At 70.4% G+C, this 15,924-nt stretch carries 9 protein-coding genes; 6 read left to right on the top strand and 3 right to left on the bottom strand.

Going from position 1 to position 15,924, the window contains the following annotated elements:
• The first annotated feature begins 10 nt into the window (after positions 1-10).
• The 3 genes from KUA19_RS19375 (at position 11) to KUA19_RS19365 (ending at position 2,469) form a co-directional block, all read left to right on the top strand.
• The gene (locus KUA19_RS19375; RefSeq protein WP_217397462.1) at positions 11-679 is read left to right on the top strand and encodes an HAD family hydrolase; all 669 of its coding nucleotides are present in this window, start codon (positions 11-13) and stop codon (positions 677-679) included.
• A 187-nt stretch (positions 680-866) separates the two neighbouring features.
• A complete protein-coding gene (locus KUA19_RS19370; RefSeq protein ID WP_217397460.1) occupies positions 867-1,793 on the top strand; it encodes a serine protein kinase RIO in 927 nt (308 codons plus the stop codon).
• An 88-nt stretch (positions 1,794-1,881) separates the two neighbouring features.
• A complete protein-coding gene (locus tag KUA19_RS19365; RefSeq protein WP_217397458.1) occupies positions 1,882-2,469 on the top strand; it encodes a hypothetical protein in 588 nt (195 codons plus the stop codon).
• A gap of 1 nt (position 2,470) precedes the next feature.
• Here KUA19_RS19365 and KUA19_RS19360 read toward each other — a convergent pair whose 3' ends face one another.
• Positions 2,471-3,430, bottom strand: coding sequence for a pirin family protein (locus tag KUA19_RS19360; RefSeq protein WP_254549766.1), 960 nt, complete (start codon positions 3,428-3,430; stop codon positions 2,471-2,473).
• 72 nt (positions 3,431-3,502) lie between these two features.
• Positions 3,503-6,253, bottom strand: coding sequence for an aconitate hydratase AcnA (gene acnA, locus KUA19_RS19355; protein ID WP_217397456.1), 2,751 nt, complete (start codon positions 6,251-6,253; stop codon positions 3,503-3,505).
• Positions 6,254-6,467: 214 nt separating this feature from the next.
• Here acnA and KUA19_RS19350 point away from each other — a divergent pair, with 214 nt between their 5' ends.
• The 3 genes from KUA19_RS19350 (at position 6,468) to pulA (ending at position 14,317) form a co-directional block, all read left to right on the top strand.
• A complete protein-coding gene (locus KUA19_RS19350; RefSeq protein WP_217397454.1) occupies positions 6,468-6,833 on the top strand; it encodes a VOC family protein in 366 nt (121 codons plus the stop codon).
• Positions 6,834-6,936: 103 nt separating this feature from the next.
• Positions 6,937-7,941, top strand: a complete 1,005-nt coding sequence (locus tag KUA19_RS19345) for a pirin family protein (protein WP_217397452.1) — start codon at positions 6,937-6,939, stop codon at positions 7,939-7,941.
• A 619-nt stretch (positions 7,942-8,560) separates the two neighbouring features.
• Positions 8,561-14,317, top strand: coding sequence for a pullulanase-type alpha-1,6-glucosidase (gene pulA, locus KUA19_RS19340; RefSeq protein WP_217397450.1), 5,757 nt, complete (start codon positions 8,561-8,563; stop codon positions 14,315-14,317).
• A 123-nt stretch (positions 14,318-14,440) separates the two neighbouring features.
• On the opposite strand, the gene KUA19_RS19335 is transcribed toward pulA, so the two are convergent.
• Positions 14,441-15,889, bottom strand: a complete 1,449-nt coding sequence (locus KUA19_RS19335; protein WP_217397448.1) for an aminopeptidase P family protein — start codon at positions 15,887-15,889, stop codon at positions 14,441-14,443.
• Positions 15,890-15,924: the final 35 nt, after the last annotated feature.

Genomic DNA, 15,924 nt, shown 5'->3' with positions numbered 1-15,924 from the left:
AGGTGCCCGCGTGCCTCTGTTGCTGTTGGACCTCGACAACACCTTGGTCGACCGCGCGGGCGCTTTCCGGACCTGGGGTACTCGGTTCCTGTCCGAGATAGCCGCCCCGCCGTACGACATCGACTGGCTGGTCGACGCCGACGCCGACGGCCTGACCTCCCGGTGGGATCTGGCCGATGCCATCCGGGACCGCTACCGGCTGCGCAACTCGGTCGTGGACCTGGTGGACGAGCTGCACGAGGGGCAGATCGAGGCCACCCGGCTCGATCCGATGGTCGGCGCGGCGCTGCGGATCGCCGCCGACGCCGGCTGGATTCCCGTGATCGTCACCAACGGCGAGACCCGCCAGCAGGAGGGCAAGATCCGCCGTACCGGGCTGGACCGGTTCGTCGCCGACTGGGTGGTGTCCCAGGAGGTCGACTGTCGCAAGCCCAACCCACGCATCTTCGAGATCGCGGCCGAACGGGCCCGGATGCGCCTGCGCGGCGCGTGGATGATCGGCGACAGCCCCGAGGCCGACATCGGCGGCGCCACCACCATCGGCATCCCCAGCGTGTGGATCCACCGCGGCCGCAAGTGGACCGAGCGCCGCTTCGGCCCCACCCGCATCGCCGACGGCGCCATCCAGGCGGTCGCCGCCGTGCTGGCCGCCGACCCGCCCCACCGCATGCGGGGTTGACCTCGGGCGGAAAAAGAGTTGACACCGGCCGGGGCGTGGCTGGCAGAATCGGTCGCGTTGTGCCGCAGGGCCCGGCTGGATGCCGGGCGGAGTCAGAAGGAGGTCGAGTCGTGATGGTTGCCGTCGCTGTGTGCTGCCCGTCTTCTCCCTTCTTCATTGACTTCGTATCCGTCAAGGAGCCCTTCCAGTGCGAGAGCACGACTTCCCGCGTACCGGCCGTGGCAAGAGCCGGAACCGTTTCGACGACGACGAACTGACCTACGAGAAGTACCTCGACGCGGAACCCGAGTGGGACGAGACTCCCGACAAACCGGAGTTCGGCGATCGCTGGTCCACCTGGGACCTGTCCACCCCGCTCGAACGCGGTCCTGAACCGCACCCGGACTGGCTCGTCACCGAGCTGGCCGCGGTCGACGTCGAGCGCGGAGTGCTGAAGACCGGCAAGGAAGCCGACGTCTTCCTCCTGCACCGACACATCCCGCACACCGAGCGCGGCTGCCTGCTGGCCGCCAAGCGTTACCGCAGCCACGACCACCGGATGTTCCACCGCGACGCGGGCTACCTGGAGGGGCGGCGGGTCAAGGAGTCCCGGGTCAACCGGGCCATGGCCAGCCGCAGCTCGTTCGGCAAGGAGGCGATCGCCGGCACCTGGGCCGGGGCGGAGTTCAACGCCCTGGTCCGGCTGTGGGAGATCGCCAAGCAGCTGGACGTGCCCGCGTTCACGCCGTACCCGGTGCAGATCCTGGGCACCGAGGTGCTGCAGGAGTTCATCGGCAGTCCCGACGGCACGGCGGCGCCCCGGCTGGCGCAGGTGCGCGCCGACGAGAAGGAGCTGGCCGATCTGTGGCGGCAACTCGTGCTGGGCCTGACCGTGCTGGCCCGCGCCGGGTATGCCCACGGCGACCTGTCGCCGTACAACATCCTGGTGCACGAGGGGCGGCTGGTCATCATCGATCTACCGCAGATCGTGGACATGGTCGCCAACCCGCAGGGCAAGCGGTTCCTGGCCCGGGACGTGCACAACGTCGCGACCTGGTTCACCGCCCGCGGCCTGACCGGCCTCGACGAGGCGGCCCTGACCGCCGAACTGCTCGCCGAGGCAGGCCTGCGCTGACCCGTGGCCCGGCGGCGCCGCCCGAGCACCGGGCGGCGCCGGCGGACCGGGTCTTGTGCGATGTCGGGCGAGCCGTCATGATCTCGCGGTGCCTTCGACGCCCTATCTCGCCCGGTACCGGTTCGGACTGATCACGCTGACCGTCATGGCGCTCAGTGTGCTCGCCGCCGCCGCAGGCATGCTGCTCGACCTGCCCGAAGACCCGACCATGCTGCTGATCGTGGTCGGGATCACCGTGCCGCTCACCCTGCTCGCGCTGTACGGCCCGCTGATCCTGCTGCGCCGTCCGGCGCTGCGGGTCGACGAGACCGGCATCCTGTTCGGCGGCCGTCCGCCCATCCAGGCCCGCACCTCGGCGTTCGTTCCCTGGTCGGGTATCGGCGAGATCTATCTGTTCCGAACCCACCACCTGCTCGTGGTGACCACCTACATCGGTCTGACGGGCCGGGACGGGCAGCCCGCGCCGCTTCGCTCGGTGCTGCCCGAGAGCGTGGCGCGCACGTTCTGGCACGTCCCGCTGGAGGTGGTGCGGGCCAGCCGCCCGACCTACGGCTACCGGCTGGACCGCGCGGCATTCACCGCGGCGGTGGCCGCCTACGCCCCCGACGTGGCAGTGATCGACGTGACCGGCGTCGCCGTCGGCCAGGCGCCGCTGGGTGCGCCCCGCGCGGACTGAGTCAGCGCACCCGCCCGCGCGGCTTGAGCGGGGTCACCGGGAGGATCGGGGCGGGCAGCGGGTCGCCGTCGTAGCCGGTGACCTCGCCGAAGCGGGCGTCGGCGGCCATCCACTGAGCGCGGGCGGCGGCGACATCGTCGTGGCTGCGCCCGACGAAGTTCCACCACATCACGATCTCCTCGGCGAACGGCTCGCCGCCCAGCAGCAGCACCCGCGTCGGCGCGCCGGTGGTGATCTCCAGGCAGTCGCGGCCGTGGCCCAGGTAGAGCAGCGTGCCGCAGGTCAGGGCGACGCCGTCGACGGCGGCGGCGCCGTCGAGGATCAGAGCGGCGTACTCGAAGTCGGGGCGCAGCGGCAGGACCGCGGTGGTGTCGGCGAAGACCGAGGCCTCGGCGCCCACGATCGGGGTGTACGCCTTCGCGGGCGAGATCGCCCCGCCCAGCTCGCCCATCAGCACCGTCACCGTCGCACCGGGCAGCGACAGCACCGGCAGCTCGCGGTGACTCTCGAAGTGCGGCGCGGTCTGGCGGGCGTGCTCGGGCAGGGCCACCCACAGCTGCACCCCGTGCAGTGGGCCGCTGCGGTCGGCGGGGGACTCCTCGGAGTGCGCGATGCCGTGCCCGGCCGTCATCAGGTTCAGCTGGCCGGGGCGGATCAGGGCCTGGCTGCCCAGGCTGTCGCGGTGCAGCACGTCGCCCGCCAGCAGCCAGGTGACCGTCTGCAGGCCGGTGTGCGGGTGGGGCGGCACGCGCATGTCGTGGTCGGCGGGGCCGTACTGGTCGACGAAGCACCACGCGCCGACCATCCGTCGGTCGCGGTGCGGCAGCGTACGGCTGACCGCCATGCCCCGTGTCCCGCCGAGCACCACCTCGCGGCCGGGCAGCAGTTCGTGCACCGCGCCCTCGGGCTGCTGTTCGCGCCCGCACTCGATCTCGACCGGCGCCGCCTCCACGTTGCTCATGCAGCGACACTACGCCGGACACGGCACGGGGCCGGTCACCATGTGACCGGCCCCGGGTGATGTTGCGTGTGCTCAGCTCTCCAGCATCTTGCGCAGGACGTACTGCAGGATGCCGCCGTGGCGGTAGTAGTCCGCCTCACCGGGGGTGTCGATGCGCACGACCGCGTCGAAGCTGACACCGCTGTCGGTGACGACCTTGACCGTCTTCGGGGTGGTGCCCTCGTTCAGGGCCTCCACGCCGGTGATGGTGAAGGTCTCCTCGCCGGTCAGGCCGAGCGAGGCGGCGTTCTGGCCCGCCGGGTACTGCAGCGGGAGGACGCCCATGCCGATCAGGTTCGAGCGGTGGATGCGCTCGTACGACTCGGCGATGACGGCCTTGACGCCCAGCAGCGCCGTGCCCTTGGCGGCCCAGTCGCGCGAGGAGCCGGAACCGTACTCCTTGCCTGACAGGATCACCAGCGGGATGCCCGCGGCCTGGTAGTTCACGCTGGCGTCGTAGATCGCCACGACCGGGGCGCCGTCGACGGTGAAGTCGCGGGTGAAGCCGCCCTCGGTGCCCGGCGCGACCTGGTTGCGCAGGCGGATGTTGGCGAACGTGCCGCGGATCATCACCTCGTGGTTGCCCCGGCGCGAGCCGTACGAGTTGAAGTCCTTGCGGTCCACGCCGTGCTCGGCCAGGTACTTGCCCGCGGGCGAGTCGGCCTTGATGGAACCGGCCGGGGAGATGTGGTCGGTGGTGACCGAGTCGCCCAGCTTGGCCAGCACCCGCGCCCCGGCGATGTCGCTCACCGGGCCCGGCTGCGCCGCCATGCCCTCGAAGTACGGGGGCTTGCGCACGTACGTCGACTCACCGGCCCAGGCGAACGTGTCACCGGTCGGCGTCGGCAGGCCCTGCCAGCGCTCGTCACCGGCGAACACGTCGGCGTAGTCCTTGGTGAACATCTCGGCGGAGATGGACCTGTTGATCGTGTCCTGCACCTCGGCCGGGGTCGGCCAGATGTCGCCGAGGAACACCGGGTTGCCGTCGGCGTCCACGCCCAGCGGGTCGCGGGCCAGGTCGATGTCCATGGTGCCCGCGATCGCGTACGCGACCACCAGCGGCGGCGACGCCAGGTAGTTCATCTTGACGTCCGGGTTGATCCGGCCCTCGAAGTTGCGGTTGCCCGACAGCACCGACACCACGGCCAGGTCGCTGTGGTTGACCGCGGCGCTGATCTCCTCCGGCAGCGGGCCGGAGTTGCCGATGCAGGTCACGCAGCCGTAGCCGACCAGGTGGAAGCCCAGCTTCTCCAGGTACGGCACCAGCCCGGCCTTGGCGTAGTAGTCCATGACCACCTTGGAGCCCGGCGCCAGCGTGGTCTTCACCCACGGCTTGGCGGCCAGCCCGCGCTCGACGGCCTTCTTGGCCAGCAGCGCCGCGCCCAGCATCACCTGCGGGTTCGACGTATTGGTGCAGGAGGTGATCGAGGCGATCACCACGGCACCGTGGTCGAGCTGGTACTCGCTGCCGTCGGCGGCCTTGACCATCGTCGGGTTGCTCGGGCGGCCCAGGCCGGTGCGGGAGTTGGAGGCCGGGGCGTCGGAGGCGGGGAAGCTCTCCTCGCCCTCCTCGTCGGTCTCGTCGTCCTTGACGTAGTCGGGCAGCGCCGAACGGAACGCGGTCTTGGCGTTGGTCAGCTCGACCCGGTCCTGCGGACGCTTCGGCCCGGCGATGCTCGGCACCACCGTCGACAGGTCCAGTTCCAGGTACTCGGAGTAGACCGGCTCGACCGACGGGTCGTGCCACAGACCCTGCGCCTTGGCGTACGCCTCGACCAGGTCGATCTGCGCCTGCGAGCGGCCGGTGAGGGTCAGGTACGCGATCGTCTCCGCGTCGATCGGGAAGATCGCGCAGGTGGAGCCGAACTCGGGGCTCATGTTGCCGATGGTGGCGCGGTTGGCCAGCGGCACCGAGGTGACGCCGGGGCCGTAGAACTCGACGAACTTGCCGACCACGCCGTGCTTGCGCAGCTGCTGGGTGATGGTCAGCACCAGGTCGGTGGCGGTGGCGCCCGAGGGCAGCTCGCCGTGCAGCTTGAAGCCGACGACCTTCGGGATCAGCATGCTGACCGGCTGGCCGAGCATCGCGGCCTCGGCCTCGATGCCGCCGACGCCCCAGCCCAGCACACCCAGGCCGTTGACCATGGTGGTGTGCGAGTCGGTGCCCACCACGGTGTCGGGGTAGGCCTGGCCGTTGCGCGGCATGACCACGCGGGCCAGGTGCTCGATGTTCACCTGGTGCACGATGCCGGTGCCCGGGGGCACCACCTTGAACTCGTTGAACGCGGTCTGGCCCCAGCGCAGGAACTGGTAGCGCTCCTGGTTGCGGCCGTACTCGATCTCGACGTTGCGCTCGAAGGCGTCGGGGCGCCCGAACACGTCGGCGATCACCGAGTGGTCGATGACCAGCTCGGCGGGGGCCAGCGGGTTGACCTTGGAGGCGTCGCCGCCCAGGTCGCGTACGGCCTCGCGCATGGTGGCGAGGTCGACGACGCACGGCACGCCGGTGAAGTCCTGCATCAGGACGCGGGCGGGCGTGAACTGGATCTCCACGCTGGGCTCGGCGGTGGGGTCCCAGCCGCCGAGGGCGTTGATGTGGTCGGCGGTGATGTTCGCGCCGTCCTCGGTGCGGAGCAGGTTCTCCAGCAGGATCTTCAGGCTGAAGGGCAGACGCTCGTGCCCCTTCACCTTGTCGATCGTGAAGATCTCGTAGCTGGCGTCGCCGACGGCCAGCTGGCTCTTGGCACCGAACGTGTCGAGGCTCGCCACGTCGTACTCCTTCACAGCAGGTCTGTTACAAGCTGAAGTCTTTCGCAGAGGTCCGAGCACGCGCAGGTAAGGCAAGACTTACTCCTGGCGGCCCGCCACTAAACCGTACGTCCGTCTTGTTTCTCGCGCAAGCCGCACCCGGATTGTGGGCAGCCATGCGACCGGGTGGCGTTTTGGAAACCGTACGTACGTCTTGTTATGTGCGCGGGCGCGTGTCAGACTGCGGGGCATGCTTCACCACGTGCAGATTGCCTGCCCCGAGGGCAGCGAGGACGCGCTGCGGGCCTTCTACGTCGGAGTCCTCGGCATGACCGAGAAACCCAAGCCGCCCAAGCTCGCGGTCCGTGGCGGGTGCTGGTTCGTCGACCCGTACGGTGCCGAGCTGCACCTGGGCGTCGAGGCCGACTTCCGCCCCGCCCGCAAGGCGCACCCCGCCCTGGTTCGCCCCGACCTCGACGCCCTGGCCGAGCGACTGACCGCCGCCGGTCACCCCGTCACCTGGGCCGACCCCACCGAGATCCCCGGCACACCCCGTTTCCATACCGAGGATCCCAACGGCAACCGCCTCGAATTCCTCAACCCGCCCACCCCCTGACCGGGCGGTGGATGTGGTGACGACTACTCCGGGCCGGGAATGATGGAAAGTCGTTGACTGTTCAACTATTGTGTAAGACGTCAACGACTACAGGAGGCAAGAGATGCCCGCCGTCACCGTGGATGACCTGCTAGTGCTGCCCCGGGTCCCCGAGCCCGGTGAGGCGGCCGTGCCCCGCAAGGTCACTTCCGTCACCAGCGCCCCGTCCGGCTTCGAGGGCGAGGGCTTCCCGGTGCGCCGCGCCTTCGCGGGCGTGGACCTGCGCGCCCTTGACCCGTTCATCCACATGGACCAGATGGGCGAGGTCGAGTACGCCCCCGGCGAGCCCAAGGGCACGCCGTGGCACCCGCACCGCGGCTTCGAAACCGTCACGTACCTGCTCGACGGCACCTTCCGCCACCAGGATTCGCACGGCGGCGGCGGCCTGATCAGCGACGGCGACACTCAATGGATGACCGCCGGCAGCGGACTTCTGCACATCGAAGCCCCGCCGGAGGAGCTGGTCGTCTCCGGCGGCCTGTTCCACGGCTTCCAGCTGTGGGTGAACCTGCCCGCGCGGCAGAAGATGTCGCCGCCGCGCTACCAGGACATCCGGGCCGGGCAGGTGTCCCTGCTCAGCTCCCCGGACGGCGGCGTGCTGCTGCGCGTCATCGCCGGTGAGGTGGGCGGCCACCCGGGGCCGGGCATCACCCATACGCCGATCGCGCTGGTGCACGCCACGCTTGCACCGGGCGCCCAGCTGCGGCTGCCCTGGCGGCCCGACTTCAACGCCCTCGTCTACACCCTGGCGGGTGCGGGCACCGTGGGTGAGGAGAAGCGGCCGGTCAAGCTCGGCGATCTGGCCGTGTTCGGCCCCGGTGACGTGCTCACCGTGGCGGCCGATCCGACCCAGGACAGCCGCAACGCGGCCGGGATGGATGTGCTGATCCTGGGCGGTCAGCCGATCCGCGAGCCGGTCGCGGCGTACGGGCCGTTCGTCATGAACAACAAGGCCGAGCTGATCCAGGCCTTCGAGGACTACCAGGCGGGCAAGCTCGGTGTGATCCCGAGCGAGCCGCGCCGGGTGGATGTCGGCGACGCCGATCACCCGGGCCACGACGTCCTCTGAGGACGACCTCGCCGAGATTGGTGCAGTTTCGGGGAAACTGCACCAATCTCGGCCATGATTCCTGCAGTTTCCCCGAGACTGCGCGGCTACACCGTCGCGCGGTCACACGGTCACACGGTCGCAGTGAGCGGCGTGAGGTGAGGGTGGGGAAACGGAACGGGGTGGGGCACCCGCGGGTGCCCCACCCCGTTCGCCTATACCGGTGGAACGGGTGGCAGAGGCGGTAGCGCGGGGGGAGCGACACCGCCCCCCAGCAGGATGGACAGCAGGCCGTTCAGCACATCGCCCAGGCTGCCCAGCAGGCCTCCGACGATATCCAAATCCCACCCCCTAACAAGGTCGCCGCGGCAACGACCCATATGTCCATTGCAGGCGAATTGTCGGCCAAGGGCAAGACCAGCCCTACGTTCAGGCGACCCGCCAAAGGGTTGAGAAGGGACCCTTCTACCTCGCAAAGCGATAAGAAGGGGCCCTTCCTTTGCTCGGGGGAGCTGGATGTCGTTGCGGGGTGATGCTCGGTGCTGTCAGATCTTGCAAGCTCTTGCGGAAACATTTCAGTTACCCGTATGTTGCGGCTGATGCTCGTGTGACCCCTCACATCCACACGGAAGAAGCCCCCATGACAGCCCTTCGCACCTTCGGTGCGCGTGCCGTGGCGTCGCTGCACCGCCGCACCTCACCGCATGGCCGCTACCTCCTGATAGGACTGCTCGCGCTGCTGGTCGCCGCGGCCCCGATCGTGGTGATTCGCGCGCTGACCGACCCGGCCCGGCAGTGGACCGAGGCCGGTGAGACCTGGTTCAGCGACGAACCCACCGACGCCGCCCTGGCCGCCGCGGCGGGCACCGCCGCCGGGCGCAAGGCCGAGCAGTTCTACTTCGTGCTGCCCGACCGGTTCGCCAACGGCGACCCGCGCAACGACAAGGGCGGGCTGACCGGCGACCGGCTCAGTACCGGCCTGGACAAGACGGACAAGGGCTTCTACCACGGCGGCGACCTCGCCGGCGTGATGGATCGGCTCGACTACATCCAGGGCCTGGGCACCACGGCGATCTGGCTGGCGCCGGTGTTCAAGAACCGGCCGGTGCAGGGCGCGGGCGCGGACGCCTCGGCCGGATACCACGGCTACTGGATCACCGACTTCACCCAGGTCGATCCGCACTTCGGCACGAACGCCGACCTGAAGAAGCTGGTCAAGCTGGCGCACCAGCGCGGCATCAAGATCTACCTCGACGTGATCGTCAACCACACGGCCGACGTGATCAAGTACGAGGAGAACCAGTACGGGTACGTGGACAAGAAGACCAGCCCGTACGCCGACGCGCAGGGGCGAAGCTTCGAGGACGCGAACTACGCCGCGGGCGGCAAGGGCTTCCCGGCGGTGGATCAGACGTCGTTCCCGTACACCCCGGTGTTCGGGAGCTCGGCCGACGCGAAGCTGAAGGTGCCCGCCTGGCTCAACGACCTGACCATGTACCACAACCGGGGCAACTCCACCTTCTCCGGCGAGAACAGCACCTACGGCGACTTCTCCGGCCTGGACGACCTGTGGACCGAGCGGCCCGAGGTCGTCCGCGGCATGACGAAGATCTACAGCGACTGGATCGCGCAGACCGGCATCGACGGCTACCGGCTCGACACCGTCAAGCACGTCGACATGGACTTCTGGCCGCAGTTCAGCCAGGGCATCGCCCAGGCGGCGGCGAAGGCGGGCAAGCCGGAGTTCTTCATGTTCGGCGAGGTCTACTCGGCCGACCCGGCCATCACGTCCAGCTACGTGCGCCAGGGCCGGCTGCCCGCCACGCTGGACTTCGGCTTCCAGGCCGCCGCGCAGGGCTTCGTCACCGGCGGCTCGGGCCAGGGCCTGGCCGACCTGTACGCCGCCGACGGCGCGTACACCAGCCGCGGCACCGACGCGAGCAGCCTGCCCACGTTCCTGGGCAACCACGACATGGGCCGCATCGGCACGTTCATCCGCAACAGCGGCGCCGACCCGGACGCGGCACTGCAGCGCGACCGGCTCGCGCACGAGCTGATGTTCCTCACCCGGGGCCAGCCGGTCGTCTACTCCGGTGACGAGCAGGGCTTCACCGGCGCGGGCGGGGACAAGGACGCCCGCCAGGACATGTTCGCCAGCCAGGTCGCCGACTACCTCGACGACGACCTGCTCGGCACCGACCGCACCCACGCGGTGGACCAGTACGACACCACCCACCCGCTCTACCGCGCGATCGCGAACCTCGGCGCGCTGCGCCAGGCGCACCCGGCGCTGCGCGAGGGCATCCAGCTCACCCGGCACGCCGGGGACGGCGTCTTCGCCTTCTCCCGCATCCTGCCCAGCCAGCGCGTCGAGTACGTGGTGGCCACCAACTCCGCGACCGAGGCCCGCACCGTCACCGTCGACACGGCGACCCCGGGCGCGACCTTCGGCCGGATCTACCCGGCCATCGGCGCCGGTCCGGCGGCCGGAGCCGACGGCAAGCTGACCGTCGAGGTCCCGGCGCTGTCCAGTGTGGTGCTGCGCGCCGACCGGCCGCTGCCCGCCGCCGACGCGCCGCAGGTATCGATCGCGGCCCCGGCCGACGGCGCCGCCGTGGCGACGCTGGCCACGGTCACCGCGCAGGTCAGCGGCGACCCGACCGCGACGGTCACGTTCGCGGCGCAGGTCGGCACCGGCCCGTGGAAGGTGCTCGGCACCGCGACGCACGCGCCGTACACGGTGCAGCACGACCTGACCGGGCTGGCCGGTGGCACCGCGGTGCACTACAAGGCCGTGGTCCGCGACGGCGAGGACCGCACCGCGGCCGCCACCTCGGCGATCACGGTCGCGTCGCCGCAGCAGGCCGCGCAGCGCGAGTACGTGCTGGTGCACTACCAGCGCGGCGACGGCGACTACGCCCCCTGGGGCGTCTACACCTGGGGCGACAGCGACAGCCAGCACCCGTGGCCGCAGGGCCAGCCCTTCGCGGGCGAGGACGCCTACGGCCGCTTCGCCTGGGTGAAGGTCAAGCCGGGCGCGACCAACGTCGGTTTCCTGGTCGTCAACGGCTCCGGCGGCAAGGATGTCGAGGCCGACCGCAGTTTCGACCCGAGCCGGGTCGGTGAGATCTGGCTCAAGTCCGGCGACGCGGCGGTGTATCCGTCGTACGCGGCGGCCACCGGGCACGTCAGCATCCACTACAGGCGCACCGACGGGGCGTACGCGGGCTGGGGCCTGCACCTGTGGGGCGACGGCCTGGGCGCCGGAGCGGGCACCGACTGGGGCAGCCCGCGACAGCCGGACGGCACCGACGCGTTCGGCGCATACTGGAACGTGCCTGTCGGTGACCCGACGAAGTCGGTGAACTTCATCATCCACAACGGGGACGCCAAGGATCCCGGGGCGGACCAGGCTGTGGACATGGGTATCGGCGAGGCGTGGATCGCGTCCGGTGACGCGACCGTGCACCCGACCCGGGCCGCCGCCGAGCACACCGCGGTGCTGCACCTGCGCCGTGCGGACGGCGACTACACCGGCTGGGGCCTGCACCTGTGGGACGGCAACGCGAACCCGGTGGACTGGGGTAGCCCGATGCCGCCGACCGGCACCGACGCCTTCGGCGCGTACTGGCGGGTGCCGCTGGTCGACGGGGCGACCGGGCTGAACTACATCGTGCACCGGGGCGACGAGAAGGACCTGCCCAACGACCAGCGGCTCGACTTCGCCAAGTCGGGGCACGAGGTGTGGATGCTGTCCGGCCAGCAGAAGTACCTGCGGCCGGGGGAGAAGGCGGCGGCGCTCGACATCGATCTGACGAAGTCGTACGCGCAGTGGCTGGACCGGGGCACCGTCGCGTGGAACAAGAAGGACACCGACGGGCGCGTCTACGAGCTGCTGGTGGCCCCGCACGGCGGGCTGTCCGTGGTGGACGGGGCGATCGCCGGTGACTTCACCCGGATCCGGCTGGCCGCGCGCGGCGGGCTGACCGAGCCGCAGCGCCAGGCGTTCCCGCACCTGTGGGCGTACGGCGCGTTCGGGCTGACCGGGGCCGACCTGGCCACGGTCAAGGCGGCGCTGCGCGGGCAGCTCGTGGTGACCGAGAGCGACCACACCGGCAAGCTGATCTCGGCGACCGGGGTGCAGATCCCGGGCGCGCTCGACGACGTGTACTCCGGTGCGGCCAAGGCCACCCTCGGCCCGGTGCTCGGCAAGGGCAAGGCGAGCGTGTCGGTGTGGGCGCCGACCGCCACCGAGGTCGCGTTGGAGCTGTTCGACAACCCGTCGGCGACCGCGCAGACCGTCGCGATGGACCGCGACGACGCCACCGGCGTGTGGCAGGCATCCGGCCCGGCTAGCTGGACCGGCAAGTACTACCGGTTCAAGGTGACCGCGTGGCAGCCCGCCACGAAGCAGGTCGTGACGGCGTCGGTGACCGATCCGTACTCGGTGGCGCTGTCGGCGAACTCGACGCACAGCCTGCTGGTGGATCTCGGCGCGACCCTGCCCGCCGGGGCGGTGCGCAGCCCGTCCTACACGGGCCGGGCGCAGATCCAGGAGTTGTCGGTGCGGGACTTCTCCGTCGCCGACGACACGGTGGCGGCGGCCAAGCGCGGCACGTACGCCGCGTTCACCGACCCGAACACCGCCGGGATGAAGCACCTCAAGGAGCTGGCACAGGCCGGAGTCACCCACCTGCACCTGCTGCCGGTGTTCGACTTCGCCACCATCCCCGAGCTGCGCGCCGACCAGCAGCAGCCCGCCTGCGACCTGCCGTCGATGGCCCGGGACGCGCAGACCCAGCAGGAGTGCGTCGGCGCGGTCGCGGCCACCGACGGCTACAACTGGGGGTACGACCCGCTGCACTACACGGTGCCCGAGGGCGGCTACGCCACCGAGCCGACCGGCACGGCCCGCAACGCCGAGTTCCGGTCCATGGTGGACGGCATCCACCAGGCGGGCCTGCGGGTGGTCCTGGACGTGGTCTACAACCACACCTCGGCCGCGGGCGTCGACCCGCACTCGGTGCTGGACCAGATCGTGCCCGGCTACTACCAGCGGCTGCTCGACGACGGTACGGTCGCCAACTCCACCTGCTGCGCCAACACCGCGCCGGAGCACACGATGATGGGCAAGCTCGTCGTCGACTCGGTCGTCACCTGGGCCAAGCAGTACAAGGTGGACGGGTTCCGGTTCGACCTGATGGGCCACCACCCGAAGCAGAACCTGCTGGACGTACGCGCCGCGCTGGACAAGCTGACCGTGTCCCGCGACGGTGTCGACGGCAAGGCGGTGCTGCTCTACGGCGAGGGCTGGAACTTCGGCGAGGTCGCGAACAACGCCCGGTTCACCCAGGCCACCCAGGCCCAGATGGCGGGCACCGGCATCGGCACCTTCAACGACCGGCTGCGCGACGCGGTCCGCGGCGGCGGCCCGTTCGACGACAACCCGCGTATCCAGGGCTTCGCCTCGGGGCTGTACACCGACCCCAACGGCGACGCCGTCAACGGCACCAGCGCGGCGCAGCGGGCGCGGCTGCTGCACCAGCAGGACCAGATCAAGGTCGGGCTGGCCGGCAACCTGGCCGGGTTCTCGTTCACCGACTCGTCGGGCACGAAGGTGACCGGCGCCGAGGTGGATTACAACGGTTCGCCCGCCGGATACACCAAGGCGCCGGGTGAGGCGGTGACATACGTCGACGCGCACGACAACGAGATCCTGTTCGACGCGCTGGCGTACAAGCTGCCCGCTGCCACCGGGGCAGTGGACCGGGCGCGGATGCAGGTGCTGGCTCTGTCGACGGTGGTGTTCAGCCAGGGCACCGGGTTCGTCACGGCCGGGTCGGACCGGCTGCGGTCGAAGTCGCTGGACCGCAACTCGTTCAACTCCGGGGACTGGTTCAACGCGATCCAGTGGGACTGCGCGGACGGCAACGGGTTCGGGCGGGGTCTGCCTCCGGCGGCGGACAACTCGAGCAAGTGGCCGTACGCCAAGCCGCTGCTGGCCGACACGTCGCTGGTGCCGACGTGCCAGGCGATCGACCTGGCGGGGGCGCGGTTCGCCGAGCTGCTGCGGGTCCGCGCGTCCAGTGGCCTGTTCAGCCTGGGTACGGCCGAAGAGGTGCAGCGGGTCGTGTCGTTCCCGCTGTCCGGCGCGACCGAGACCCCCGGCGTGATCACCATGCAGCTCAAGCGGGGCGGCGAGACGATCGTGGTCGTGTTCAACGCGACCCCGGCGTCGGCCACCCAGACGGTCGCCGCCCTGCGCGGCGCCCACCTGGCCCTGCACCCGGTGCTCGCGTCCTCGGCGGACCCGGTGGTCCGTCAGTCCGCCTTCACCACCGCCACCGGCACGTTCACCGTGCCCGCCCGCACCGTGGCGGTCTTCACCACCCGGTAGGCGGTATGGCGAAAGGGGCGGCCCGCTCGATGCGGGCCGCCCCTTTCGCTTTGTCGATCAGGAAGCTGTGCCGTGAACACGCCGTCGAGCCGTGCCATAAGTTCATGATCAACGGGGTTTGGGTCAGCCGGGGAGGCGGGGGCCTGCCTCGCGTTGGGTGGCGAGCCAGGATTCGACCTCGGCGCTGGTGCGGGGCAGGCCTGCCGACAGGTTGCGGCAGCCGGTGGCGGTGACCTGGACGTCGTCCTCGATGCGGATGCCGATGCCGCGCAGCTCGGCCGGGACCATCTCGTCCTCGGGCTGGAAGTACAGGCCCGGCTCGACGGTGAGGACGTAGCCCTCGCCGAGCTCGCCGTCGCGGTACTTCTCGTTGCGGGCGTGCGCGCAGTCGTGCACGTCGATGCCGAGCATGTGGCCGAAGCCGTGCAGGGTCCAGCGGCGGTAGACGCCGGAGTCCTTGTCCATCGCCTCGTCCACGCTGCCGGGCAGGATGCCGAGGTCGTGCAGGCCCTCGGCGAGCACGCGCATGCAGGTCAGGTGCACGTCGTGGAACTTGACGCCGGGCTTGATGAAGTCCATGCCCGCCTGCTGCGACTTGTACACCACGTCGTAGACCTGGCGCTGCAGCGGCGTGAACGCGCCGTTGACCGGGATGGTGCGGGTGACGTCGGCGGTGTAGAGGTGGCGGTTCTCCACGCCCATGTCCATCAGCAGCAGCTCGCCGGGCTTGGTGCGGCCGTCGTTGCGGATCCAGTGCAGGATCGCCGCGTGCGCGCCGTTGCCCACGATCGAGCTGTAGCCGACCGTGTTGCCGTCGTGGCGGGCCCGTAGGCCGAACACGCCGTCGATGAGGCGCTCGGAGACCGGCCGGTCGGCCGGGATGATCCGGGCGACGTCCTCGAAGCCGCGGATGGTGGCGTCGATGGCGTCCTGCAGCTGCGCGATCTCCCACTCGTCCTTGACGAGCTTCATCTCCGAGATGACGTACGCCAGCTCGCGGTCGCGGTCGGGGCTGGTCTGCCGGACGGCCGTGTCCACGCTCGGGTCCAGGTTGCGCAGCACCCGGGTGCGGGAGGGGGCCAGCTCGTCCAGCACGCCCGGCAGGGTGTCCAGGTGCGCGGTCTCGATGCCCAGCTCGGTGGCCTTCTCACGCAGCGTGTGGCGGCGGCCGATCCACAGCTCGCCGTAGCGGCGGTCCTTGAAGAACTCGTCGGTGTCGCGCGGGGAGCGGGGGCGCACGTACAGCACGGCGTCGTGGCCGGAGCCGTTGGGGCGCAGCACCAGCACGCTCTCGGGGTCGTGCTCACCGGTCAGGTAGACGAAGTCGCTGCCGGGACGGAACGGGAAGTCCGTGTCGTTGGCGCGCACCATCTCATGGCCCGACGGGATGACCAGCGTCTCGCCGGTGAACGCCGCCGACAGCGCGGCCCGCCGCTTGGCGTGGTTGGGCGCGCCGTCACTCAGCGTCACCGGAAGCTCGGTGTCGCTCCACCCGGCCCGCATGAACTGAAGGAACTTCTCCGGGTACGCGGGGTCGTGCGACTCGGTGCCCTTCTTCTCTTGGTCGTTCATCTGACTGCCTCCTTGTGTGTTTGAAGCCTATCGCC

Origin of the sequence: Catellatospora tritici (assembly GCF_019083965.1) — a bacterium.
In the GTDB taxonomy this organism is placed as follows: Bacteria; Actinomycetota; Actinomycetes; order Mycobacteriales; family Micromonosporaceae; genus Catellatospora; species Catellatospora tritici.
Note: the sequence above shows the minus strand (reverse complement) of the source record. Positions and strands in the feature narration are given on the sequence as shown.